The organism is Sphaerotilus montanus (assembly GCF_013410775.1).
Classification (GTDB): Bacteria; Pseudomonadota; Gammaproteobacteria; order Burkholderiales; family Burkholderiaceae_C; genus Sphaerotilus; species Sphaerotilus montanus.
Map to the genome: position 1 here is coordinate 2,930,391 of NZ_JACCFH010000001.1, position 24,444 is coordinate 2,954,834.

Below are 24,444 nucleotides of genomic sequence, written 5' to 3' on the forward strand. Positions count from 1 at the left end.
GGCCTGTACCCGGGGAGACCGCGTTGACAGTCCGAAATCGATTGCGCTAAATTGCCTCCTGCCGCAAGTAATACGATTTACTAGCGCCTTTCGCCCCCATTGCGCCCCCAAGCAACAACCCTCCCCGGAGTGAGACGATGAAGTTCAGCCCCAAGCTTCTGGCCGTGGCCGCCCTGCTGGCCGCCTCGCAGGCCGCCCTGGCCGCCGACGTGCTGCGTGTCTGGCACCACGGCGGTCGTGCCGACAACGAGCGCGAGCGCATGGCGCAGCTCATCGAGAAGTGGAACAAGGCCAATCCGTCCACGCCGGCCAAGCTGGAGATCCAGCCGGAAGGCTCCTACAACGAGCAGGTGCAGGCCGCAGCCCTGTCGGGCAACCTGCCGGATCTGCTGGACCTGGACGGCCCGAACTACGCCAACTACGCCTGGTCGGGCTACATCGCGCCGCTGAACGGCCTGGTCTCGGCCAAGACGCTGAGCGACATGCTGCCCTCGCTGATCAACCAGGGCACCTACCCGCCGGACGGCAAGGTCTACTGCCTGGGCCAGGGCGACTCGGGTCTGTCGATCTGGGGCCGCAAGTCGCTGCTGGAGGCCGCCAAGGTCCGCATCCCGAAGGGCGTCGATGACGCCTGGACGGCCGCCGAATTCGAGGACGCGCTGGCCAAGCTGTCCAAGCTGCCGGGCATGAAGTACGCGCTGGACGTCAAGCTCAACTACGGCCAGGGCGAGTGGTACACCTACGGCTTCAGCCCCTGGGTGCAGTCGATGGGCGGTGACCTGATCAACCGCACGAGCTGGAAGGCCGACGGCACGATGAACGGCCCGGCCGCCGTCAAGGCGCTGTCGCTGCTGCAGAGCTTCGTCAAGAAGGGTTACGTCGCCCCGGCCAGCGAAGGCGACGACAGCTTCTACGGCAAGAAGATCACCGCGCTGTCCTTCGTTGGTCACTGGATGTGGCCGGCGCACAGCAAGGCCTTCGGCAACGACCTCGTGCTGCTGCCGATGCCCAAGTTCGGCGCCAAGGCGGTCACCGGCAACGGCGGCTGGGCCTGGTCGATCAACAGCAAGAGCAAGCAGAAGGAAGCCACTGGCAAGCTGCTGGAGTTCCTGCTGAGCACGGACAACGTGGCCGAGCTGTCGACCGCGATGGGCGGCGTCCCCGGCGTGAAGTCGGCGGCCCCGAAGGTCGAGCTGTACAAGGCCGGCGGCCCGCTGTCGCTCTACATCGACCAGCTCGCCAAGGTCAGCGTCGCGCGTCCGGCCCACCCGGCCTACCCGACGATCACGGCGGCCTTCGCCAAGGCCGTGGCTGATGCAGTGGACGGCGGCGACGTGAAGAAGGCGCTCGACTCGGCGGCCAAGAAGGTCGACCAGGACATCGAGGACAACAAGGGCTACAAGCCGTTCGGCAAGTAAACCCCCTGCTGTACCGGGCCGGCGGTGGTGGTGCCGCCGGCCCGGTTTTTTTGAAGGATTCCCCATGCTTGCCGTGCGACAGCAGACCACGCTGCGCCCGTGGCTGTTTCTCAGTCCGGCGCTGGCGCTGATTCTGCTTTTCATCGTGCTGCCGTTCTTGTTGACGGTGGCCTTCTCCTTCACCGACCAGCGTCTGGTCCCCAATCCCAATGTGCCGACCGAGTGGATCGGCTGGCGCAACTACGCCCGGGTCTTCGAGAACGAGGACTTCGTGCGCACGCTGCTCAACACGGCGTATTTCACCGTGCTGGTGGTGCCGCTGCAGTGCGGCCTCGGCCTCGCGGTGGCGATGCTGATCAACACCAAGTTGCCGATGCGGCAGCTGTTCCGCGGCATCTACTTCCTGCCGACCGTGATCTCGATGGTCGTGGTCTCGGTGATCTGGTTCTCGCTGTTCCAGATGAGCGGCTTCTTCAACACGCTGCTGAACGCGCTCACCTTCGGCCTGGTCGATCCGGTGGACTGGCTCGGCAACCCGGCGACCGCCATGCCCGCGCTGGTGCTGATGTCGGCGTGGCAGGGCTTTCCGTTCCAGATGGTGGTCTATCTGGCGGGGCTGCAGAGCATCAACACCGACCTCTACGAAGCCGCGCGGCTCGACGGCGCCAACCGCTGGAACGAGTTCTGGCACATCACCATCCCGGGCCTGCTGAACACGCACATCCTGGTGGTGATGACGACGACCATCCTGGCGTTCAAGCTGTTCACCCAGGTCGAGCTGCTGACCAAGGGCGGCCCGTCCGGCGTCACCGACACGCTGGTGCGCTTCATCTACCTCACCGGCTTCCGCCAGGGCAAGGTCGGCATCGCGGCGGCGGCGGCGGTGGTGTTCTTCCTGATCGTGCTGGCGATCAGCCTGGTCCAGCGCCGCCTCGTCAAGGAAGAAAGGGCTGTCGAATGAGCACCCGTGTCGAACGACTGTTCCTGATGATCATCGCGCTTGCGCTGCTGGCCTTCGTGCTGGCGCCGCTGATGCTGATGGTCGCCACCTCGCTCAAGGCCGACGAGCAGCAGATCCTGCTCGACTTCGGCAACTGGCGCGCCTTCTGGGTCGACCCGTCGCAGATCTCGCTGGAGAACTTCCGGCAGGTGCTGAACGACACCACCTCGCCGGTGCCGCGCTACCTGATGAACTCGGCGCTGATCGTCGTGTGCATCGTCGTCTTCGGCGTGTTCGTGAACTCGCTGGCGGCGTATGCGCTGGCGCGGATCAGCTTTCCGGGGCGCAACTGGATCGTGATGGCGGTGATCTCGCTGATCATCATCCCGATGGAGGCGCTGGCGGTGCCGATGCTGCTGATGATGAACCAGGTCGGCTGGGTCGATACCTACCAGGCGCAGATCGTGCCGTTCATTGCCCACCCGTTCTCGATCTTCCTGTTCTACCAGTTCTTCGCCAAGATCCCGAAGGACTATGACGAGGCCGCGTTCCTCGACGGCGCCTCGCACCTGAAGATCTACTGGCAGATCATCATGCCGCTGTCGCTGCCGGCGATCGCGACCGTCGCGATCCTGCAGAGCCTGGAGTACTGGAACGCCTTCCTGTGGCCGCTGATGGTCACACGCGGGGCCGAGGTGCGGCCGGTGGCGCTGGCGCTCGCGCAGTTCTTCGGCACACCGCCCCCGATCTGGGGCGACGTGATGGCCTTCTCGGTGCTGATGTCGGCGCCGGTGCTGGGGGTGTATCTGCTGTTCCAGCGCTGGTTCATCCAGTCCGCCATGGGCAGCGGGGTCAAGGGCTGAGGCCGGGGGATTTCGACAATGCTTGCACTGCAAGACCAATGGATCTGGGACTTCTGGACGCACCGCGTCGGCGAGGCCAGCGACAGCGGGGAGACCTGCTGGCACATCTGGTTCCTGAAGGCGGACAAGGCGCTCGGTGACGAGTCCTTGCGCCACTGGAACGTGACGCAGGGCCACGCCGTCAGCACCGACCTGGTGAACTGGACCCACCTGGGCACCAGCTTCACCCCGGCCGCCTCGCCGTCCTGGGACGACAAGACGGTGTGGACCGGCTCCGTCGTGCGCGACGACGCGGGCGGCTGGCACCAGTTCTACACCGGCACCTGCGCCGCCGAAAACGGCCGCCGCCAGCGCATCGGCCACGCCACCAGCGTGGACGGCCACCACTGGCAGCGGGTTGGCGATGGCCTTGTGCTGGATCTGGTGGACGGCGATCCGGTCAGCGCGCTGTACGAGGAATACGTGCTGCCGGACGGCGGCCCGTGGGACGGCCGCGCCATGCGCGACCCGTGGGTGATGCGCGACCCGGACGGCGAGGGCTGGCTGATGGTCTTCACCGCCCGCGTGCCGGGCGGCGAGGAGCTGAACACCCGCGGTGCGATCGGTCTGGCGCGTTCGCCGGACCTGCAGACCTGGACGCTGTGCCCGCCGGTGTTCGCGGGTGAGTTCGGCCAGCTCGAAGTGCCGCAGATATTGCAGATCGGCGGGCGCTGGTACTGCTTCTTCTGCAACGCGGGCGAGCACTGGTCGCAGGACTACGCCGCGCGGCACCTCGCCGCCAGCGGCCAGTCGCCGGTCTGGGGCACGCACTACCTGATGGCCGAGCATCCGCTTGGGCCGTGGCAGGTCGGGCCGGCGCCGTTCCTGGATGGCGACTTGCCGTGTCGCCGCTACGCCGGGCGCATCGTCGAGACCGACCAAGGCCCCGCGCTGATGGCCTTCAACTACTGGCAGACCGACGGCACCTTCGCCGGCACGGTCTGCGACCCGATGCCGCTGGGCGTCGATCCGGACACGGGTGCGCTCTCGCTGCGCCCGTCCCCCTGAGCACAGTCGACTTTCGACATTCGATTTCCGAGGAGGCCGACATGGCCAGCGTCACACTGCGGGGCATCCGCAAGTCCTACGACAACAGCGTCGAGGTCATCAAGGGCGTGGACCTGGACGTCCGCGACGGCGAGTTCATGGTCTTCGTCGGCCCGTCGGGCTGCGGCAAGAGCACCATGATGCGCATGATCGCCGGGCTGGAAAGCATCACGGCCGGCGAGCTGAAGATCGGCGACCAGGTGGCCAACGACCTGCCGGCGCCCATGCGCGGCGTGGCCATGGTGTTCCAGAGCTACGCGCTCTACCCGCACATGACCGTCGCCGAGAACATGGGCTTCAGCCTGAAGATGGCCAAGGTCCCGAAGGCGCAGGCCAGAGAGCAGGTCGAGCAGGCCGCCAAGGTGCTGCAGATCACCCACCTGCTGGACCGCACGCCCAAGGCCCTGTCCGGTGGCCAGCGGCAGCGCGTGGCGATCGGCCGCGCGATCGTGCGCAAGCCGGCGGTCTTCCTGTTCGACGAGCCGCTGTCCAACCTGGACGCCGGCCTGCGCGTGCAGATGCGCGTCGAGCTGACCAAGCTGCACCGTGAACTCGGCTCGACGATGGTCTACGTGACCCACGACCAGGTCGAGGCGATGACCATGGGCGACCGCATCGCCGTGTTCAACGGCGGCATCATCGAGCAGGTCGGCACTCCCCTGGAGCTGTACCAGCGGCCCGCCAACGTCTTCGTCGCGCAGTTCATGGGCAGCCCGAAGATGAACGTGCTGCCGGCGTCGACCGCGGCGTGGCACCCGGCCGCGGCCGGCGCGTCGCAGGTCGGCATCCGGCCGGAGTCGCTGCTGCCGACCGATCCGGCCTCGGGCCAGCGCGGCTGGTCGGCGCGCATCGACCTGACCGAGCACCTCGGTGACACGGTGCTGGTCTACGCGCGGGTGGATGGGGTCGAGCAGCCGGTCAGCCTGAAGCTGTCCGCGGAAGAGGCCGGTCCCTGGCAGGCCGGCATGGTGGTGACGCTGACCCCGAAGCCGGGCGCGCTGCACCTGTTCGACGCGCAAGGCCGCCGCACCGGCGCGGTCTGAATCCGGCTCAAGGCGCCGCGCAGCGTGCCACCGACGCCCGCTCGACCAGCGGGCAGTGCAGCAGCGTGCGCCCGCGCGGCAGGGGATCGAGGCCCAGCAGCGCCTGCATGCCGCGCCGGCCCATCTCGTGGTGCGGCAGCTGCATGGTGGTCAGCGTCGGGCGCAGGTGCGCGGCGATGACCTCCTGGTTGTCGAAGCCGACGATGGACACGTCCTCGGGGATGCGCAGGCCGAGTTCCCGGGCGGCTTCGTACGCGCCCATCGCGGCACGGTCGTTCAGGCAGAACAGGGCGGTCGGCCGGTCCGGGCGCTGGAGCAGGTCCATCGCGCCGACGAAACCCGCTTCCTGCCAGCCATTGATCTTCACCAGCAGCGCAGGGTCCGCGGCCAGCCCGGCCTGAACGTGCGCGTCGCGCCAGCCCTGGATGCGCAGGGGGGCCGCGACCGAGTCGTCGAGGTTGTCGATCACGCCGATGCGCCGGTGGCCGTGGGCCAGCAGGTGCGCGGTGGCCTCCAGGCCGCCGCGGCGCTCGTCGGGCACGACCGCGGGCACGCTGTCGTCCTCGCTGTAGGCATTGACCAGCACCACCGGGAAACCGTCCAGCAGCGGCGGCAGCGTGACCGCCTTGTGCGACATCGCGGCCAGGATGATGGCGTCCACCTGGTGCTGCAGCAACGCGCCGAGGGCCTCCTGCTCCAGGTCGCTCTGGTGGTCGGTGTTGATCATCATCAGGATGCGCCGGTGTTGCCAGGCCACGTCCTGCGCACCGCGCACGATCTGGCCGGCAAACGGCGTGGTGGCGATCTCGTCGGTGACGAAGCCGATCAGGCCCGAGGTCCCCTGGCGCAGCGCGCGGGCCATGGCATTGGGGCGGTAGCCGAGGTCGGCCACGGCCTGCCAGATGCGGTCGCGTGTCTCCTGCGGGATGCTGGCCTCGGCGCGGTTGTTCAGCACGAAGGATACCGTCGTCTGCGAGACCTGCGCCGCGCGGGCGACGTCCTGCATGGTGACGCGGGTGGGGCGCAGGCGCCGCGGGGTGGCCGCCTGCGCTGCGGGCGGGGAAGGGGGGGAAGCCGGCATGCCGCGCAGCTTAGCGGCTGTGCGAGCTGAGCGCGTCGAAGCGCTGGTCGTCCTGGTGCGCCAGCGCGCGGTGGATCAGCGGGCGCCGCTGCAGCGCGAGGTCACTGACCAGCGCGTCGATCATCACCGTCTGCATCAGCCGCGACACCATCGGCACCAGCGCCTGCACGTCGTCCGGGTGGTCCACCGGCAGCACGATGTCGGCCAGCCGCGCCAGCTCGCTGCGCTGCGGACAGACGGCGATCACGGCGGTGCCGGCGTGGCGGGCGCGGGCCACGGCCTCGTTGATCGAGTCGAGTTCGCCCGAGTTCGACAGCACCAGCAGCACGTCCTCGGCGCCGAGGTAGATCGAGGTCAGGTTCTGTTGCTGCGCGTCGGTGCGGGCGAGGGCGGCCAGGCCGAGCCGGCCGAGCTTGTGCTGCGCGTCCTCGGCCGCGAGGGCGGCGCTGCCGGTGCCGTAGACCTCGATGCGGCGTGCGTTCGCGAGGGCGGTCACCGCGCGCTCGAACACGTCCGGGTGCAGCCGGTCGCGCAGGCCGATCAGCGCCGAGATCGAGTTGTCGAAGATCTTGCCGATGCGCTCGGCGGTCGGGTCCTCGGCGCTGACCTCGCGGTGGGCGACCTTGGTGGTGCCCGACAGGCCCGAGCCGAGCCGCAGCTTGAAGTCCACCAGCCCCTTGAAGCCCAGCGAGCGGCAGAAGCGCATCACGGTGGGCGTGCTCACGCCGCAGCGTTCGGCGATGCGGGCGATCGAGTCGCTCATCCAGGCCCGCGGCGCCGACAGCAGGTCCTGCGCGACGATGCGCTCGGACGCCGAGAGCTTGTCCATCGAGGCCCGGATGTCCACCAGCAGCGGGCCGGCGCCGTGGTCGGCGGTGAGGTGGTCGTCCAGCATGGCCGACGCACCGCGCAGGCCGGCGCGTGGCGCCGCGACGATCCAGGTCGGCACGCGGGCCAGCCAGGGCTGGAAGCGCCCCTTGGCCTCGAAGCGGGCGCGGAAGGCCGATTGCGCGAAGAAGCCGGCGATCTGCGGCACGATGCCGCCGCCGATGTAGACGCCGCCCTGCGCGCCCAGCGTCAGCGCGAGGTTGCCGGCGGCGGTGCCCAGCATCGCGCAGAACATCGACAGCGCCTGGTGTGCGACCGGATCGGGCTCGGCCGCCAGCGCGGCGGCGGAGATGTCCGGCGCGGCGCGGTGCGCGGGCTGGTGGCCGCTGCGCAGGGCGAGGGCCTCGTAGGTCAGCTCCAGCCCCGAGGCCGAGATCAGCCGCTCGCCCGAAACATGGCCGTAACGCGCGCGGGCATGGGCGACGACCAGGGCCTCGTCGTCGTCCTGCGCGGCGTAGCTGGCGTGCCCACCCTCGGTGGTGAGGCTGACGTTGCGGTCCTGGAACGGCACCAGCGCCGACACGCCCAGGCCCGTGCCCGGCCCGATCACGCCAACCACGGCGCCGGGCAGCGGATCCCCGCCGCCGATCTGGATGCGCTCGTGCGGATCGAGCCGGGTCAGACCCATCGCGAGCGCGGTGTAGTCGTTGATCGCCAGCAGGGTCTGCAGGCCGAACGTGCGCCGCAGGGCCTCGACCGAGAACTCCCAGGGGTGGTTGGTCAGCTTGATGCGGTCGCCCGAGATCGGGTTGGGCAGCGACAGCGCGGCGTGGCGCACGCCCGCGAGGTTCTGACTCTGAAGGAAGGTGCGGATCGCCGATTCCAGGCTGTCGTGCGCCGCGCAGGCCAGCACGGCGGTGCTGCCGAAACAGGCGGGCGCCGTCTCCAGCGCGAAGCGGATGTTGCTGGCGCCGACATCGGCCAGCAGGCGCGGTCCGTCGGGATAGGGCAGGGCGGCTGGATTCGGGCTCATGGTGATGAATGGTAATGAAATTACATTGAAACTCAAGTGCCCTGCAACGCACGTTGTGCACGTTCCTGGGGCTTGTTCTGGAGAGCGCAACGGAACGCAAACGATACCGGTGCGGTCGGAAACGATTGAGTTGCCTTATTTTTAAGCACTGAATCTGAGGGTTTTCACCAGTTTTGGAGATGCTGTAAGAAAATTACATTGTTGCCTGTGGCGTGGATTGCCACAAACAACAGGAGACAGGCCATCATGTCCATCACTTACAAGCAAGTTGCCGCGGGCGTCGCCCTGGCGTTCGGCGGGCTGGTCAGCGCGCACGCTGCCACCATCACCATCTCGTGCGGCAACAACGCCGCCGACGTCGAGTTCTGCGGCAAGTTCGCCGAAGAGTGGGGCAAGAAGAACGGCCACACGGTCAAGATGTACACCCCGCCGGCCAGCACGACCGACAACCTGGCCCTGCTGCGCCAGCAGTTCGCCGCCAAGTCGTCCGACCTCGACGTGATCATGATCGACGTGGTGTGGCCTGGCGTCATCAAGGACCACCTGGTCGACCTGAAGAAGTATTCCAAGGGCGTCGAGAAGGACCACTTCCCGGCCATCGTCGCCAACAACACCGTGGACGGCAAGCTGCTGGGCATGCCCTGGTTCACCGACGCCGGCCTGCTGTTCTACCGCAAGGACCTGCTGGCCAAGAACGGCCTGAAGGTGCCCCAGACGTGGGACGAACTGGCCGCTGCGGCCAAGAAGATCCAGGACGGCGAGCGCGCCACCGACAAGGACTTCCAGGGCTTCGTGTTCCAGGCCAAGGCGTATGAAGGCCTGACCTGCGACGCGCTGGAATGGGTCTACAGCTACGGCGGCGGCACCATCGTCGACGACAAGGGCAACATCACCATCAACAACCCGCAGGCGGCCAAGGCGCTGGACGCCGCAGCTTCCTGGATCGGCACCATCGCTCCGCAAGGCGTGATGAACTATGGCGAGGAAGACGCCCGTGGCGTGTGGCAGAACGGCAAGGCCGCGTTCATGCGCAACTGGCCGTACGCCTGGTCGCTGGGCCAGGCCGCCGACAGCCCGATCAAGGACAAGATCGGCGTCGCCGCACTGCCGGCCGGCACTGGTCCGGGCGCCAAGAAGGCCGCCACCCTGGGTGGCTGGCAGCTGGCGGTCAACAAGTACTCCAAGAACGTGGACGCTGCCGCGTCGCTGGCGCTCTACATGACCAGCGCCGACATCCAGAAGAAGCGCGCCGTGGGCGGTTCGTACAACCCGACGATCCCGGCCCTGTACAAGGACGGCGACATCGCCAAGGCGAACCCGTTCATGGTCGAGCTGCTCGACGTGTTCACCAACGCGGCAGCCCGTCCGGCCACCGCCACCGGCCTGAAGTACCCGGAAGTCTCCAACGCCTTCTGGGACGCCGCGCACGACGTGCTGGAGAAGAAGTCCACCGGCGCCGAAGCCGTCAAGAAGCTCGAAGGCAAGCTCAAGCAGATCAAGAAGGCCAAGTGGTGATCTGCTGATCTGCTGATCCGGTGACCCGGGACCAGCGGGTCCCCGTGCCCTGCCCAGGGCACAGCTTCCGACGGGGCGTCTGCCTATGGCTGCCGGCGCCCCGTTCCTGTTTCTCCGTCTGGATGCAACTGGACACCCCATGAAAAACCGCACCCGCATAGCCTGGACCTTCCTGGCACCGATGCTGATCCTGATGGTGCTGGTGGCCGGCTGGCCGCTGGCGCGGTCGATCTGGTTCAGTTTCACGGACACGAACATCAACAACATCGCCGAGTACAACTACGTCGGCTTCGACAACTACTTCTCCGAGTACGGCCTGTTCGGCTTCTCGGTCTTTTCCGCCGAGTTCTGGGAAACCGACTGGGGCGTGTCGATCAAGAACACCTTCCAGTTCTCCTTCTTCTCGGTGATCCTGGAAACGCTGGCCGGCCTGGGTGTCGCCATGCTGCTGAACCAGGAGTTCAAGGGCCGCACGCTGGTGCGCACCGCCGTGCTGGTGCCCTGGGCCATCCCGACCATCGTGTCGGCCAAGATGTGGGGCTGGATCCTGCATGACCAGTTCGGGCTGATCAACCAGCTGCTGGTCGACTGGGGCCTGGTTGCCAACAAGATCGCCTTCACCGCCGACCCCGCCTATGCGCTGTGGACGGTGGTGGCCGTGGACGTGTGGAAGACCACGCCCTTCATGGCCCTGCTGATCCTGGCCGCGCTGCAGACATTGCCCAAGGACTGCTACGAGGCGGCCCGTGTCGACGGCGTGCATCCGCTGCGCCTGTTCTGGAAGGTGACGCTGCCGCTGATCAAGCACCCGCTGATGGTCGCGGTGATCTTCCGCCTGCTCGATGCACTGCGCGTGTTCGACCTGATCTTCGTGCTGACGTCCAACAGCGGCTCCACCATCAGCATGTCCGGCTTCGTGCGCCGCGACATGGTGGACAACGGCAACCTGGGCTCCGGCTCGGCGGCCTCCACCTCGCTGACGATCATCATCTTCCTGGCCGCGCTGCTCTTCATGCGCGCTGCCCGTGTCAAGCTCAACGAGGAGTCCAACTGATGAACCAGCGTCCTCTCTGGGGCTCGGTCGTCCTGTACGCCTTCGCGGCGCTGGTCGTGATCGTCTCGGTCTACCCCTTCCTCTACACCGTCACCACCTCGCTGAAGACCGGCACCGCGCTGTTCAGCACCAGCTTGCTGCCCGACGCGCCGACGCTGAGCAACTACGTCGCGCTGTTCAACGGCAAGCAGCCCTTCGGCACCCAGCTCGGCAACTCCATCATGGTGGCCACCGTCACCGTGACGATCTCGATGCTGATGGCCATCACGGGCGCCTACGCCCTCGGCCGGATCGACTTCAAGGGCAAGAGCACGCTGCTGCTGGCGATCCTGGCCGTGTCGATGTTCCCGCAGGTGGCGGTGCTGTCGGGCATGTTCGAGCTGATGCAGGCGCTGGGGCTGTACAACCGCTCGATCGGGCTGGTGCTGCCCTACACGGTGTTCACGCTGCCCTTCACGGTGTGGATGCTGACCACCTTCATGCGCGGCCTGCCCAAGGAGCTGGAAGAGGCCGCGATCATGGACGGCTGCGGCCCGCTGCGCATCATCTTCGAGGTCTTCATGCCGCTGCTGGCGCCGGCACTGGTCTCCACCGGGCTGCTGGCCTTCATCGGCGCGTGGAACGAGTTCCTGTTCGCGCTGACCTTCATGACCGACGACTTCCAGCGCACCGTGCCGGTCGGCATCTCGATGATCTCGGGCGCCACCGCCTACGAGATTCCCTGGGGCAGCATCATGGCCGCCTCGGTGATCGTGACCGTGCCGCTCGTGCTCCTCGTGCTGGTGTTCCAGAAGAAGATCGTCTCCGGCCTCACGGCAGGCGCCGTCAAGGGCTGATGCGGTGACCACCATGACGGCTCCGAACAGCAACTGGTGGCGTGGCGGGGTGATCTACCAGATCTACCCGCGCAGCTTCCAGGACAGCAACGGCGATGGCGTGGGCGACCTGCCCGGCATCACGCGCCGACTCGACCACATCGCCGCCCTCGGCGCGGACGGCATCTGGCTGTCCCCGTTCTTCAAGTCGCCGATGAAGGACTTCGGCTACGACATCAGCGACTACTGCGATGTCGACCCGCTGTTCGGCACGCTGGCGGACTTCCGCGCGCTGGTCGACCGGGCGCACGCGCTCGGCCTGAAGGTGATGATCGACCAGGTGTATTCGCACACCGCCGACCAGCATCCGTGGTTCCAGGAGAGCCGCGCCAGCCGCGACAACCCGAAGGCCGACTGGTACGTCTGGGCCGATGCCAAGGACGACGGCAACCCGCCCAACAACTGGCTGTCGATCTTCGGCGGCTCGGCCTGGCAGTGGGACACGCGGCGGCGCCAGTACTACCTGCACAACTTCCTGACCAGCCAGCCCGACCTGAACTTCCATTGCCCGGAAGTCCAGGACGCGGTGCTGGGCTGCGTGAAGTTCTGGCTCGACTTCGGCGTCGATGGCTACCGGCTGGACGTGGTGAACTTCTATTTCCACGACCGGCTGCTGCGCGACAACCCAGGCCGCGGCATGCCCGACGGCAGCGATCCGGCGGTCAGCCCGGTGAATCCGTATGCCTGGCAGTGGCACCACTTCGACAAGAGCCAGCCGGAGAACCTCGTCTTCCTGCAGCGCCTGCGCGCGCTCGTGGACCAGTATCCCGACACGACCATGGTCGGCGAGATCGGCGACGACGACGGCCTGGCCCGCGTGGCCGAGTACACCTCGGGCGGCGACAAGCTGCACATGGCCTATTGCTTCGACCTGCTCGGCGAGCCGCACAGCGCGCCGTACCTGCACGGCGTGTTCACCCGCTTCAACCAGGTGGTCGGCAGCGGCTGGCCGTGCTGGGCGATCACGAACCACGACATTCCCCGCGTGGCGACGCGCTGGGGTGGCGCGAATCCGCCGATGGGCCTGCTGCGCGCCGCAGCGGCGCTGCAGCTCAGCCTGCGCGGCACGGCGTGCCTCTACCAGGGCGATGAACTCGGCCTGCCGGAAGCGCAGGTCGCGTTCGAGGATCTGCAGGATCCCTACGGCATCACGATGTGGCCGGACTACAAGGGCCGCGACGGTTGCCGCACCCCGATGGCGTGGGAAGCCGCGGCGCCCGACCTCGGGTTCGGCGCAGCGGGTTCGAACGTCAAGCCGTGGCTGCCGGTGTCGGAAAGCCACCGCGCGCTGGCCGCCGACCAGCAAGCCGGCGACCCGGCCTCGCTGCTGTCGCACTACCGGCAGTTGCTGGCGTGGCGGCGTGGCGTGCCAGCGCTGATCCACGGCGACATGACGCTGCTGCCGGTGCATCCGCAGGTGCTGGCCTTCGTGCGCGAACATGAAGGTCAGCGGATGCTGTGTGCCTTCAACCTCAGCGTCGCGCCGGCCGAGGTCGCGCTGGACGGGGCGGGCACGGTGCAGTTCGACCCCTGGGGCGTGCTGTTCGCTCCGACATGAATCCCGACATGCATTCCGCCATGAAAGCTCCCAACAACGGCTGGTGGCGCAGCGCCGTGATCTACCAGATCTACCCGCGCAGCTACCAGGACAGCAACGGCGACGGCATCGGCGACCTGGCCGGCATCACGCGCCGCCTCGACCACATCGCCCGCCTCGGCGCCGACGCGGTCTGGTTGTCGCCGATCTTCACCTCGCCGATGAAGGACTTCGGCTACGACGTCAGCGACTACAACGACATCGACCCGATGTTCGGCACGCTGGCGGACTTCCGGGCGCTGGTCGACCGCGCCCACGCGCTCGGCCTGAAGGTCATCATCGACCAGGTGCTGTCGCACTCGTCGGACCAGCATCCCTGGTTCAAGGAAAGCCGCCAGAGCCGCGACAACCCGAAAGCCGACTGGTACGTCTGGGCCGACGCCAAGGACGACGGCAATCCGCCCAACAACTGGCTGAGCGTGTTCGGCGGCTCGTCCTGGCAATGGGACACGCGCCGCCGGCAGTACTACCTGCACAACTTCCTGACCAGCCAGCCGGACCTGAACTTCCACAACCCTGCGGTGCAGGACGCGCTGCTGGCGTCGGTGCAGTTCTGGCTCGACTTCGGCGTGGACGGCTACCGGCTGGACGCGATCAACTTCTGCTTCCACGATGCCGAGCTGCGCAGCAATCCCGGCGCCGGCATGCCCGACGGCAGCAACCCGACCGTGGCCGCCAGCAACCCGTATGCGTGGCAGCACCACGTCTACGACCGCAGCCGCCCGGACGCACTGGGTTTCCTCGAACGCCTGCGCGCCCTGACTGACCAGTACCCCGACACGATGATGGTCGGCGAGATCGGCGACGAGTCCGGCATGGCGATGGTGGCGCAGTACAGCAGCCCGTCCGCCGAGGGCGCCGAGCGGCTGCACATGGGTTACTGCTTCGACCTGCTGGCCGATCGGCACGACGCGCCGTACCTGCACGGCGTGATCGCCAAGTTCGAGCGTGTCGCGGCGGAAGCGGGCGGTGGCTGGGCCTGCTGGGCACTGTCCAACCACGACTGCAAGCGCCTCGCCACGCGCTGGGGCGGTGACCACCCCGATCCCGCCTTGCTGCGGCTGGCCCCGGCGCTGCAGCTCAGCCTGCGCGGCGCGGTCTGCCTGTACCAAGGTGAAGAACTCGGCCTGCCCGAAGCGGACATCGCCTTTGAAGATCTGCAGGATCCCTACGGCATCACGATGTGGCCCGAGTTCAAGGGCCGCGACGGTTGCCGCACGCCGTTCCCCTGGGACTCGGCGGCGCCGGACCTCGGCTTTGGCGCGCCGGCCAGTACCACCAAGCCCTGGCTGCCGGTGGCCGAGTCGCACCGCGCACTGGCCGTCGACGCACAGGAAGCCGACCCCGGCGCGCTGCTGCACCACTACCGCCACCTGCTGCAGTGGCGCCGCACCCAGCCGGCGCTGGTGGATGGCGACCTGACGCTGTTGCCCGTCGACGCGCAGGTGCTCGCCTTCGTGCGCACGCATGGCGACGAGCGGCTGCTGTGCGCCTTCAACCTCAGCACGGAGCCGGCGACGCTCGCGCTGCCCGCCGGGGACCAGGTCGATGCGCAGTCGACCCTGTCCTTCGACCCCTACGGCGTGCGCTTCGCGCGTCTGACCCGAGTCTGAATCCCCACGACGCTCTTCCTTCGCAAGGGACCCGCCATGTCACGCATCGACTTCAAGAACATCTGCAAGCGCTACGCCCCCGGCCTGCCGCTGACGATCAACAACGCCAACATCAGCATCGGCAAGGGCGAGTTCTGCGTCTTCGTCGGCCCGTCGGGCTGCGGCAAGTCCACGCTGCTGCGCATGGTCGCGGGGCTGGAGGACATCACCTCCGGTGACCTGTCGATCGGCGGCGTGCGTGTCAACGACCTGCCGCCGGCCAAGCGCGGTGTCGCGATGGTGTTCCAGAGCTACGCGCTCTACCCGCACATGACGGTGGCCGAGAACATGGCCTTCGGGCTGCGCGTGCTGGGCGCCGACAAGGCCGCGATCGAGCAGAAGGTGAAGAAGGCCGCCGAGATCCTGCAGCTCACGCCGCTGCTGGACCGTCTGCCGAAAGCCCTGTCCGGTGGCCAGCGCCAGCGGGTCGCGATCGGCCGCGCCATCGTCAAGGAACCGGACGTGTTCCTGTTCGACGAGCCGCTGTCCAACCTGGACGCCGCGCTGCGCGTGCAGACCCGGCTGGAGATCGCCAAGCTGCACCACGACATCGGCACCGCCAGCATGATCTACGTGACGCACGACCAGGTGGAAGCCATGACGCTGGCCGACAAGATCGTGCTGCTGCGCTCGGGGCAGGGCGTGCAGGACCACGGCAGCGTGGCGCAGTTCGGCTCGCCGATGGACCTGTACCACCGCCCGGAAAACCTCTTCGTCGCCGAGTTCATCGGCAGCCCGAAGATGAACATCCTGCCGGGGCGCCTCGTGCGCGCCGAGGCGGACCACGCGGTGGTCGAGGTGCATGGCGCGCAGATCACCGTCGCGGTGGATGCCCGCCGCGCCAAGGCGGGTGACAAGATTTCGCTGGGCATCCGCCCGGAGCACCTGCTGGCCGGCGACGCCGGTGCGGGCTCGCCGCTGCACGCCAAGGTGCGCCAGATGGAGCGGCTGGGCGATTCGTCGATGCTCTACCTCGACATCGCACCCGACGCGCCGATGGTGACGCTGCGCCTCGAAGGCTATGCCGGTCACTCGGCGGGTGAGCGCATCACGCTGCGGGTCCGCCCGGAACACGGCTACCTCTTCGATGCCGCGGGTCTCGCGTTCGAGCGCACCGTGCAGTTGCCGTCCTGATCCCCTGACTCCGCTGACCACACGCCCTTCGACCATGACCGCACGCCCCGACCGCGACTGGTGGAAACAGTCCGTCGTCTACCAGATCTACCCGCGCAGCTTCTGCGACAGCAACGGCGATGGCATCGGTGACCTGCCCGGCATCACCTCGAAGCTGGACCACCTGAAGCTGCTCGGCGTCGACGTGGTCTGGCTGTCGCCGGTCTACGCCTCGCCGCAGGACGACAACGGCTACGACATCAGCGACTACCGCGCCATCGCGCCCGAGTTCGGCACGATGGCCGAGTTCGACGAGATGCTGGCGCAGATGCACGCGCGTGGCATCCGGTTGATGATGGACCTCGTCGTCAACCACAGCTCGGACGAACACGCCTGGTTCCAGGAGGCGCGCAAGAGCCGCGACAACCCGTACCACGGCTACTACCTCTGGCGTGACCCCAAGGCCGATGGTTCGCCGCCGACCAACTGGGAAGCGGCCTTCAACGGCTCGGTCTGGGAGTGGAACGAGGCCACCGGCGAGTACTACCTGCACATGTTCAGCCGCAAGCAGCCGGACCTGAACTGGGAGAACCCGGCGCTGCGGGCCGAGGTGTATGACGTCATGCGCTTCTGGCTCGACAAGGGTGTCGACGGCTTCCGCATGGACGTGATCAACATGGTCTCGAAGCCGTGGAACGCCGACGGCAGCCTGCCGGATGCGCCGGTCGTGCGCGGGGGCTTTCTGCAGCCCGGTTTCGCGCTGACCTGCAACGGCCCGCGTCTGCTGGAGTTCCTGCGCGAGATGCGCGAGCAGGTGCTGGACCACTACGACACCATCACCGTCGGCGAGGCACCGCTGGCCACCATCACGCAAGGCCGCGAGCTGACGAACCCCGAGACCGGCGCGCTGAACATGCTGTTCCAGTTCGAGCACATGGACCTCGACAGCGTCGGCGGCCACGTGAACGGCAAGTGGGCGCTGAAGCCGCTGGACCTGCGCGACCTGAAGGCGACGATGACGCGCTGGCAGGACGCCCTCTACCAGCAGGGGTGGAACAGCCTCTACCTGAACAACCATGACCAGCCGCGGCCGGTGTCGCGCTTCGGAGATGACGGGCGCTACCGGGTCGCGTCGGCCAAGATGCTGGCGACCTTCCTGCACGGGATGCAGGGCACGCCCTACGTCTACCAGGGGGAGGAACTCGGCATGACCAATGTCGCCTTCCCGTCGATCGACGACTACCAGGACATCGAGATCCGCAACATGTACCGCGTCGCCACCGAGGAACGCGGCATGGACCCGGCCGAGGTGATGGCGTCCATCCACGCCAAGGGCCGCGACAACGCGCGCACGCCCATGCCGTGGGACACCAGCGCCAACGCCGGCTTCACCACCGGCACGCCCTGGCTGAAGCTGAACCCGAACTACCCGCAGATCAACGCCGCGCAGGCGGTGGCCGATCCGGCCTCGGTGTTCCAGTACTACCGGCGCCTGATCGCGATGCGCCGGGTGCACCCGGTGCTGGTGCATGGCCGCTACGCCTTGCTGGTGCCCGACCACCCGCAGCTCTACGCCTATACCCGCACGCTGTCCAAGGGTGCGGGCGAGCCGGCTGAATGCTGGCTGGTCGTCTGCAATTTCAGCGGCGACACGCCGGTCTTCGACCTGCCCGCCGATGTTCCCGCGAGCGGCTGCGACTGGATGCTCGGCAACTACCCGCCGTGCGAGGGCGATGCGTTGCACGGTTCGCCGCTGCGACCCTGGGAGGCGCGGATGCTGCGCCTGCACGCCTGACCCACCACGACACGCTTGTCCCCCAACACAACGACCACTGACAAGGAGGCCGCCGTGGCCACCGACACGATTTCCGGCCCGCGGGTGACCGGACGCCCCGTTCCCGCCTGGGCCACGCCCGATGCCCAGCTCGGCCGCGTCTGGCAGACCCTGCACCAGGCCCTGGGCCGCGAGCCCCACTGGCCCGCCTTCGACGAACGCGTGCGCGCCCACCTGGCCACGCTGCGCAGCGAGCTGCAGCCGCTCTACGGCGCGCGCGCCGACTTCGAGGCCTTCCTCGCGCGCCTGCTGCAGACCGCCTTCGACGCCTGGCGCGACCGTGCCCCCGACCTGAAGGCGCTCGACGCCCAGCGCGAGCACGACCCGGACTGGTTCCAGTCGCAGCGCATGCTCGGTGGCGTCTGCTACGTCGACCTGTTCGCGGGCAACTTCCGCGGCATCGAGGCGCAGATCCCGTATTTCCAGGAACTCGGCCTGACCTACCTGCACCTGATGCCGCCCTTCCTGTGCCCCGAGCCGCACAGCGACGGCGGCTACGCGGTCAGCAGCTACCGGGCGACCAAGCCCTCGCTGGGCAGCATCGACGAGCTGCGCCATCTGTCGGAGAAGCTGCGCGAGGCCGGCATCTCGCTGGTGCTGGACTTCGTGTTCAACCACACCTCGGACGAACACGACTGGGCGGTCGGCGCGCGGGCGAACGACCCGGCGTACCAGGACTATTTCTACCTCTTCCCGGACCGCACCCAGCCCGACGCCTACGAGCGCACGGTGCGCGAGATCTTCCCCGACGAGCACCCGGGCGCCTTCTCGCAGCTCGACGACGGCCGCTGGGTCTGGACCACGTTCCACAGCTACCAGTGGGATCTGAACTACAGCAACCCCGAAGTCTTCCGCGCGATGGCCGGCGAGATGCTGTTCATCGCCAACCTGGGCGTCGAGTTCCTGCGCATGGACGCGGTGGCCTTCATCTGGAAGCGCCTGGGCACCTCCTGCGAGAACCTGCCCGAGGCGCACCACCTGCTGCGCGCCTACAACGCGCTTGCCCGCATCGCCGCGCCCGCGCTGCTGTTCAAGTCGGAGGCCATCGTCCACCCGGATGATGTCGTGGCCTACATCTCGCCCGCCGAGTGCCAGATCTCGTACAACCCGCTGCAGATGGCGCTGCTGTGGAACACGCTGGCGACCCGGCAGGTGGACATGCTGCAGAAAGCCTTGGCCGAGCGCCACCACATCGCCCCCGGCACCGCCTGGGTCAACTACGTGCGCAGCCACGACGACATCGGCTGGACCTTCGCCGACGAGGACGCGCTGCAGCTCGGCATCAACGGCTTCGACCACCGCCAGTTCCTCAACCGCTTCTACGTCAACCGCTTCCCCGGCAGCTTCGCGCGCGGCGTGCCCTTCCAGGACAACCCGGCCACCGGCGATTGCCGCATCTCGGGCACGGCCGCCTCGCTGTGCGGGCTGGAGCAGGGCGATGCACACGCGGTGGCGCGCATGCTGCTGCTGTACGGCGTGGCGCTGTCCTCGGGCGGCATTCCGCTGATCTACCTCGGTGACGAAGTCGGCACGCTCGACGACCACGGCTACGTCAACGATCCCGGCAAGGCGGGCGACAGCCGCTGGGTGCACCGCCCGGCCCGCGACGAGCAGCGTTACGCCGACCGGCGCGACCCGAGCACCGACGCTGGCCGTCTCCACGCCGGACTGCGCCACCTGATCGCGCTGCGTCGGCACCTGCCAGCCCTCGCCGGCGGGCATCTGGTGCCGTTCTATACCAAGAACCCGTCGGTGCTGGGCTACCTGCGCGATGGTGCGCAGGGCGGAGCCGGCCATGTGCTGGTGCTCGGCAACTTCAGCGAACACCCGCAGACCATCGCTGCCGAGGTCTTCTCGGCCATGCCGGCGCGCATGGTGGACCTGATCGGCCAGTCGGCGTTCGAGGCCCGTTCGCCTGTCACGCTGGCGCCGTACCAGATGGTGTGGCTGGTGCCGCGCGGCATGTGACTTGCTAAAGTGAAGTGAACTGACCGTCCGGGTGGATCCCCGCCTGCGCGGGGATGACGGACCACATGAGCACACACGCAGATTCCACCACCGCACCGCGCCTGGAGGCCCTCCAGGCCCTCACGCAGCAGGCGCGCACCATCATCCTGTCCCGGCAGGATCCGACCACCGGCCTGCTGCCCGCCAGCACCGCCATCACGGTCCACGGCGATTACACCCACGCCTGGGTGCGCGACAACGTCTACAGCATCCTGGCGGTCTGGGCGCTGGGCCGCGTCTGGCGCACGGACGATCCGGCCCAGGCGGACGATCTGGACGCGGCGACCACCCGCCTGATGCGCGGCCTGCTGGCGGCGATGATGCGGCAGGCGCACAAGGTCGAGCGCTTCAAGCGCACCCAGCACCCGCACGACGCGCTGCACGCCAAGTACTCGACCCAGTCCGGCGAGCCGGTGGTCGGCGACACCGAATGGGGCCACCTGCAGATCGACGCGACCGCGATCTTCCTGCTGATGCTTGCGCAGATGAGCGCGGGCGGCCTGTCGATCGTGCGCGACCGCGACGAGCTGAACTTCGTGCAGAACCTGGTCTGGTACCTGGCCCACGCCTGGCGCACGCCCGACTACGGCATCTGGGAGCGCGGCCACAAGCGCAACGACGGCCAGGCCGAGGTCAACGCCAGCTCGGTCGGCATGGCCAAGGCGGCGCTGGAGGTGGTCAACGGCGCGCAGCTGCTGCCCGGTGCCGACAGCCCGCGCATCCACGTGCCGGCCGACGCCATCGCGCAGGCCCGCCACACGCTGGAGAGCCTGCTGCCGCGCGAATCCGAGTCCAAGGAGACGGACGCGGCACTGCTGTCGATCATCGGCTTCCCGGCGTTCGCGGTGGGCGATGCCACGCTGGTCGAGCGCACCCGGGCCGAGATCGTCGGCAAGCTGCAGGGGCGCTACGGCTGCAAGCGCTTCCTGCGTGATGGCCACCAGACGGTGACCGAGGACCACAGCCGCCTGCACTACGAGCCGGGCGAGCTGGAGCGCTTCGCGCACATCGAGTCCGAGTGGCCGCTGTTCTTCTGCTACCTGCTGCTGGACGCTGCCCTGCGCGGCGATCAGACGGCGGCGCGCGACTACCGTCTGCGGCTGGAGGCGCTGATGGTCGAGCAGGACGGCGTGCGCCTGCTGCCCGAGCTGTACGTCGTGCCGGCCGAACTGGTGGACGCCGAGCGCCTGGAGCCCCGCAGCCAGCGCCGCGAACCCAACGACAACGTGCCGCTGGTGTGGGCGCAGAGCCTCTACCTCGTCGGCGTGCTGGTGCACGACCGCCATGTGACGGCGCGCGAGTTGCTGCCGCGCGGGCGCGGTCCGAGTGACGCCGCCTCCAAGGCCATGATCGAGGCGGCACGCGAACAGGTGCGGGTACAGGTGGCCGTGCTGGGTGCGGACCGGCTGGTGCAGGCCCGGCTGGCCTCGCACGGCATCGCCTGCGAGACGCCCGAGCAGGTCCAGCCGCTGCAGGTGCGCTATGCCGACGATCTGGCGCTGGCGCTGGCCGAGCTGGGTCGGGTGGATCGCCTGGGCTTGACGGGCCGGCCGGTCGAGCGGCTGGACAGCCTCGTCACCAGCCAGGTGTTCACGCTACCGTCCGCCGCGGGCAGCCAGGCGCAGACGATCGTCTTCCTGCCGGCCTTCTACAGCCGCCAGGGCTTCTACCTGACGCTGGACAACCGGCTGCTGGTGGACGAGATCCGCGCCGAGATCGCCGCGCTGCGCCGCCACTGGCAGGTGCGCGACCAGCAGGGCCAGCCGCTGCTGCTGCTGCTGATCGGCGAGGCCATGCTCGGGGCCAACAGCGCCGAGGTGCTGCTGAATTTCCTGAAGGAACTCGGGCGTGATGACACGGCCGGGGTCGAGGTCGGGCCACTGGCCTCGCTGCTGCCGCGGGCCCGCACCACGCGCATGGACTGGCTCGACGCCGCCCCTTGGGCCGCCACGGCCGAGCTGCCGGCCACCGCGGACACCCGCCTGCCGCCGGATCTGCGCTGGGAGGAGGGCGCGACCCGGCCGCTGACCCCCGCCCGGGCGGCGGCGCTGGAGCACGAGGCCGATCCCCAGGTGCTGCTGCACCGGCTGGACCGCAGCCGCAATCCGTACGAGCAGATCGAGATCCTCGGCCTGCTGGTGCGGCGGGGTGGCGCGCAGTGGGGCACCGACCGGGGTTGCTCGGTCGGACAGATGGTGCTGGACTTCCATGCCCGCGCCTGCCATGGCCGCAAATGGGGGCTGATCCGCCGTTCGGCCGGCGTGCTGGGGCTGCACGACGATGCGCTCGAAGAGGCGGTGGCCCAGATCGTCGTGCGCCAGAAGCGGGTGGCGGTCGGCCGGGCCTATGGTGAAGGCGCGGTGATCGGCCGGCCGATGGGCAGCGCCGAGATCCACGAGCGCATCTGCCGCTACGGCGGCGACGACCCGCGGGCGCGGGTGCTGCTGCAGGAGATCGTGCTGCTGCTGGGCATGCTGATCAAGGCGGATGCGGCGCTGTTCAAGGGCACGCTGACGCTGCGCGCGTGGTACCTGATCCTGCTCATCACCGGCTGGCTGGCCCGCGAACACGCGCTGACGCAGGCCGAGGCGTTCGACTTCCTGCTCAGCCTGAGCCCGCACGCCATCCTGACCCGCCTGCGCGAGGTCATCGCGCACGAGCAGGACATGAACCGCAACCTGCTGCGCCTGCAGTCGCTGCACGGCCGCATCAGCCGGGACGGCAGCGGCAGCGCGGCGGGACTGGCGACGGTGCATTTCCCGGCCTCGGCCGATCCGGTGCTTGACCAGAGCGTCGGCGGCTGGCTGGCGTGGCGGGAAGTGCAGGGCGTCATCACCCGGCTGCCGGAGGATTTCTACACCCGCGTCTGGCAGGTGCTGCGGCATTTCCCGGGCCTCGTCATCGGCGACCAGCTCGACAGCCGCAACCGCGTCGACAGCCGCGTGGCGCGCGCCGACATGACGCCGTCGGAGCGGGGCTTTGCGCTGCAGGTCGAGGATCTGCTCAACAAGATCCAGGCGCCCGAGTACCGCCAGCTCACGATCGAGGCGCTGGTGGCGGTCTCCGACATCTGCCGGGCGAATCCGCAGTTGCAGGGCGAGGGGCTGCTGGTGATGGACGTGCTGGTGGGCGTGGCGGTCCGGCTGGGCTGGGAGCAGTCCTTGCCCGCGCGCGAGGCGGATGAGCCGGCGCCGGACTACAACGAGCACCGTGGCACGGCGTGGTCGGCGTTCTATGCGAGCCCGCCGCATGCGGTGGCCCAGTGCGTGATGGCGGCGCTGGCCTTCCTGATGACGCCGGAGCCGGTCGAGGTGGAGTGAGGCTCCGGCTGGCTCAGGCGGGTGCGAAGCGCAGCGTGCGACCCTCGCTGGCGCTGCGCATCGCGCAGTCCATCACCGCCATGACCTGCAGCGCTTCGGTGGCCGGCACCGGGTTCGGGCCGGCGCCGCGCAGCGCGTCCCGGATGCCGAGGTAGTACTGGCGGTAATCACCCGGCGGACGCGGTACCTCGGCGGGCATGGCCGTGCCGAGCACCTGCAGCGCTGGCCGTGGGTCGTCGCCCCAACCCGGCGCACCCGGCCGCATGCCGGCCTTCAGCTGGTCTTCCTGGTTGTCCAGCCCGTTGGAGAGCCAACTCCCCGCCGTGCCATGCAACTCGAAGCGTGGCGCCGCCCAGGCCGCCAGCCGTGTCACGTGCAGCGTCACCCGGCGCTGCACGCCACCCGCGTCGTAGCCGAGCACGACCTGCGCCCAGTCCACCACGCCTGCGGCGCCATCGCGCAGACCGGCCATGTCGGCCATCACCGTCTGCGGCAGGCCGAACAGGCACAGCGCCTGGTCGACCACATGCGGCCCCAGGTCGAACCACAGGCCCGCGCCCGGCCCGGGCCGCTCGCGCCAGCGGTCGCGCGGCACCGGCGCAAAGCGGTCGAAGCGGGAAATGCACTCGCGCACATCGCCCAGCGCGCCACTGCGCAGGGCCGCCCGTGCGCCCAGGAAGTCGCCGTCCCAGCGCCGGTTGTGGAACACGGACAGCAGGCGCCCGCGCGTCTCAGCCAGTTCCACCAGGTCGCGTGCTTCGTCCACCGCGACGGTGAAGGGCTTGTCGATCACCACATGCTTGCCGGCCAGCAGCGCGGCGCAGGCCAGCGGGTAGTGGCTGTCGTTGGGGCTGGCGATGACGACGAGGTCGATTGCGGGGTCGGTGGCGGCGGCCAGGTAGTTGGCGGTGACGCGCACCTGCGGCCAGCGGGCGCGGACCTTGCCGGCGTCGCTGGAGGCGACCAGCGCGAGCGAGAGGCCCTCGACGCTGTCGATCAGCGGGGCATGGAAGGTCTGGCCGACATAGCCGAATCCGATCAGGGCGACATTCAACATGGACGGCATGGTTCGTTCAGGCATAAAAAAAGGTGAGCACCCTGCGGGCGCTCACCAAGAAAGGGTGGCAGCACTCTATGCCACCCCCTCAGGACCACTAGAACCGTGGACCCCGAAAACGTTGATTC

Annotated in this window: 17 protein-coding genes; 14 read left to right on the forward strand and 3 right to left on the reverse strand. The window is 68.5% G+C overall.

Features of this window, described 5'->3' with window-relative positions:
• The first annotated feature begins 137 nt into the window (after nt 1-137).
• From BDD16_RS13425 to BDD16_RS13445, 5 genes are all read left to right on the forward strand, one after another.
• Entirely contained in the window at nt 138-1,418 is a 1,281-nt protein-coding gene (locus tag BDD16_RS13425) for an ABC transporter substrate-binding protein (RefSeq protein ID WP_179634413.1), read from the forward strand.
• Nucleotides 1,419-1,482: 64 nt separating this feature from the next.
• Nucleotides 1,483-2,379, forward strand: coding sequence for a carbohydrate ABC transporter permease (locus BDD16_RS13430; RefSeq protein WP_179634414.1), 897 nt, complete (start codon nt 1,483-1,485; stop codon nt 2,377-2,379).
• Entirely contained in the window at nt 2,376-3,221 is an 846-nt protein-coding gene (locus tag BDD16_RS13435; protein ID WP_179634415.1) for a carbohydrate ABC transporter permease, read from the forward strand. The genes BDD16_RS13430 and BDD16_RS13435 overlap by 4 nt, the downstream gene beginning before the upstream one ends.
• A gap of 18 nt (nt 3,222-3,239) precedes the next feature.
• Complete coding sequence (locus tag BDD16_RS13440) at nt 3,240-4,268, forward strand: glycoside hydrolase family protein (protein ID WP_179634416.1); 1,029 nt, start codon at nt 3,240-3,242, stop codon at nt 4,266-4,268.
• A 41-nt stretch (nt 4,269-4,309) separates the two neighbouring features.
• The gene (locus BDD16_RS13445) at nt 4,310-5,350 is read left to right on the forward strand and encodes an ABC transporter ATP-binding protein (RefSeq protein ID WP_179634417.1); all 1,041 of its coding nucleotides are present in this window, start codon (nt 4,310-4,312) and stop codon (nt 5,348-5,350) included.
• Between the two features lie 7 nt (nt 5,351-5,357).
• On the opposite strand, the gene BDD16_RS13450 is transcribed toward BDD16_RS13445, so the two are convergent.
• Together BDD16_RS13450 and glk are read right to left on the reverse strand one after the other, a co-directional pair.
• Nucleotides 5,358-6,431 (reverse strand): LacI family DNA-binding transcriptional regulator, encoded by a 1,074-nt coding sequence (locus BDD16_RS13450; protein WP_218897795.1) that lies wholly within the window; start codon nt 6,429-6,431, stop codon nt 5,358-5,360.
• 10 nt (nt 6,432-6,441) lie between these two features.
• Nucleotides 6,442-8,292, reverse strand: coding sequence for a glucokinase (gene glk, locus BDD16_RS13455; RefSeq protein ID WP_179634418.1), 1,851 nt, complete (start codon nt 8,290-8,292; stop codon nt 6,442-6,444).
• 246 nt (nt 8,293-8,538) lie between these two features.
• Between glk and BDD16_RS13460 the strand changes: the two genes are divergently transcribed.
• The 9 genes from BDD16_RS13460 to BDD16_RS13500 all read left to right on the forward strand — a co-directional run bounded on the left by BDD16_RS13460 (nt 8,539) and on the right by BDD16_RS13500 (nt 23,259).
• Nucleotides 8,539-9,807, forward strand: a complete 1,269-nt coding sequence (locus tag BDD16_RS13460; RefSeq protein ID WP_179634419.1) for an ABC transporter substrate-binding protein — start codon at nt 8,539-8,541, stop codon at nt 9,805-9,807.
• A gap of 139 nt (nt 9,808-9,946) precedes the next feature.
• Entirely contained in the window at nt 9,947-10,861 is a 915-nt protein-coding gene (locus tag BDD16_RS13465) for a carbohydrate ABC transporter permease (protein WP_179634420.1), read from the forward strand.
• Nucleotides 10,861-11,697, forward strand: coding sequence for a carbohydrate ABC transporter permease (locus BDD16_RS13470; RefSeq protein WP_179634421.1), 837 nt, complete (start codon nt 10,861-10,863; stop codon nt 11,695-11,697). Before BDD16_RS13465 ends, BDD16_RS13470 begins: the two co-directional genes overlap by 1 nt.
• Nucleotides 11,698-11,710: 13 nt before the next feature.
• Nucleotides 11,711-13,294 carry an alpha-glucosidase family protein gene (locus tag BDD16_RS13475; protein WP_179634422.1) on the forward strand — a complete coding sequence of 528 codons (1,584 nt, stop codon included), beginning with the start codon at nt 11,711-11,713 and terminating at the stop codon, nt 13,292-13,294.
• 20 nt (nt 13,295-13,314) lie between these two features.
• Entirely contained in the window at nt 13,315-14,946 is a 1,632-nt protein-coding gene (locus BDD16_RS13480; RefSeq protein ID WP_246332548.1) for an alpha-glucosidase family protein, read from the forward strand.
• 36 nt (nt 14,947-14,982) lie between these two features.
• Complete coding sequence (locus BDD16_RS13485; RefSeq protein WP_179634424.1) at nt 14,983-16,119, forward strand: ABC transporter ATP-binding protein; 1,137 nt, start codon at nt 14,983-14,985, stop codon at nt 16,117-16,119.
• Between the two features lie 34 nt (nt 16,120-16,153).
• Complete coding sequence (locus BDD16_RS13490; protein ID WP_179634425.1) at nt 16,154-17,893, forward strand: glycoside hydrolase family 13 protein; 1,740 nt, start codon at nt 16,154-16,156, stop codon at nt 17,891-17,893.
• 54 nt (nt 17,894-17,947) lie between these two features.
• Nucleotides 17,948-19,900 (forward strand): alpha-amylase family glycosyl hydrolase, encoded by a 1,953-nt coding sequence (locus BDD16_RS13495; protein ID WP_310732808.1) that lies wholly within the window; start codon nt 17,948-17,950, stop codon nt 19,898-19,900.
• A gap of 65 nt (nt 19,901-19,965) precedes the next feature.
• Nucleotides 19,966-23,259 (forward strand): glycoside hydrolase family 15 protein, encoded by a 3,294-nt coding sequence (locus tag BDD16_RS13500; protein WP_179634426.1) that lies wholly within the window; start codon nt 19,966-19,968, stop codon nt 23,257-23,259.
• A gap of 13 nt (nt 23,260-23,272) precedes the next feature.
• On the opposite strand, the gene BDD16_RS13505 is transcribed toward BDD16_RS13500, so the two are convergent.
• Nucleotides 23,273-24,316: an oxidoreductase gene (locus BDD16_RS13505; protein ID WP_246332549.1), complete on the reverse strand. Its 1,044-nt coding sequence runs from the start codon at nt 24,314-24,316 to the stop codon at nt 23,273-23,275.
• Between the last annotated feature and the right edge of the window lie 128 nt (nt 24,317-24,444).

Excerpts from the sequence above, each read along its gene's own strand:
- BDD16_RS13500 (WP_179634426.1), top strand. The coding sequence starts at position 19,966 with ATGAGCACACACGCAGATTCCACCACCGCACCGCGCCTGGAGGCCCTC.
- BDD16_RS13425 (WP_179634413.1), top strand. The coding sequence starts at position 138 with ATGAAGTTCAGCCCCAAGCTTCTGGCCGTGGCCGCCCTGCTGGCCGCC.
- BDD16_RS13430 (WP_179634414.1), top strand. The coding sequence starts at position 1,483 with ATGCTTGCCGTGCGACAGCAGACCACGCTGCGCCCGTGGCTGTTTCTC.
- BDD16_RS13485 (WP_179634424.1), top strand. The coding sequence starts at position 14,983 with ATGTCACGCATCGACTTCAAGAACATCTGCAAGCGCTACGCCCCCGGC.
- glk (WP_179634418.1), bottom strand. The coding sequence starts at position 8,292 with ATGAGCCCGAATCCAGCCGCCCTGCCCTATCCCGACGGACCGCGCCTG.
- BDD16_RS13490 (WP_179634425.1), top strand. The coding sequence starts at position 16,154 with ATGACCGCACGCCCCGACCGCGACTGGTGGAAACAGTCCGTCGTCTAC.
- BDD16_RS13480 (WP_246332548.1), top strand. The coding sequence starts at position 13,315 with ATGAAAGCTCCCAACAACGGCTGGTGGCGCAGCGCCGTGATCTACCAG.
- BDD16_RS13465 (WP_179634420.1), top strand. The coding sequence starts at position 9,947 with ATGAAAAACCGCACCCGCATAGCCTGGACCTTCCTGGCACCGATGCTG.
- BDD16_RS13470 (WP_179634421.1), top strand. The coding sequence starts at position 10,861 with ATGAACCAGCGTCCTCTCTGGGGCTCGGTCGTCCTGTACGCCTTCGCG.
- BDD16_RS13460 (WP_179634419.1), top strand. The coding sequence starts at position 8,539 with ATGTCCATCACTTACAAGCAAGTTGCCGCGGGCGTCGCCCTGGCGTTC.
- BDD16_RS13440 (WP_179634416.1), top strand. The coding sequence starts at position 3,240 with ATGCTTGCACTGCAAGACCAATGGATCTGGGACTTCTGGACGCACCGC.
- BDD16_RS13445 (WP_179634417.1), top strand. The coding sequence starts at position 4,310 with ATGGCCAGCGTCACACTGCGGGGCATCCGCAAGTCCTACGACAACAGC.
- BDD16_RS13435 (WP_179634415.1), top strand. The coding sequence starts at position 2,376 with ATGAGCACCCGTGTCGAACGACTGTTCCTGATGATCATCGCGCTTGCG.
- BDD16_RS13475 (WP_179634422.1), top strand. The coding sequence starts at position 11,711 with ATGACGGCTCCGAACAGCAACTGGTGGCGTGGCGGGGTGATCTACCAG.
- BDD16_RS13505 (WP_246332549.1), bottom strand. The coding sequence starts at position 24,316 with ATGTTGAATGTCGCCCTGATCGGATTCGGCTATGTCGGCCAGACCTTC.
- BDD16_RS13450 (WP_218897795.1), bottom strand. The coding sequence starts at position 6,431 with ATGCCGGCTTCCCCCCCTTCCCCGCCCGCAGCGCAGGCGGCCACCCCG.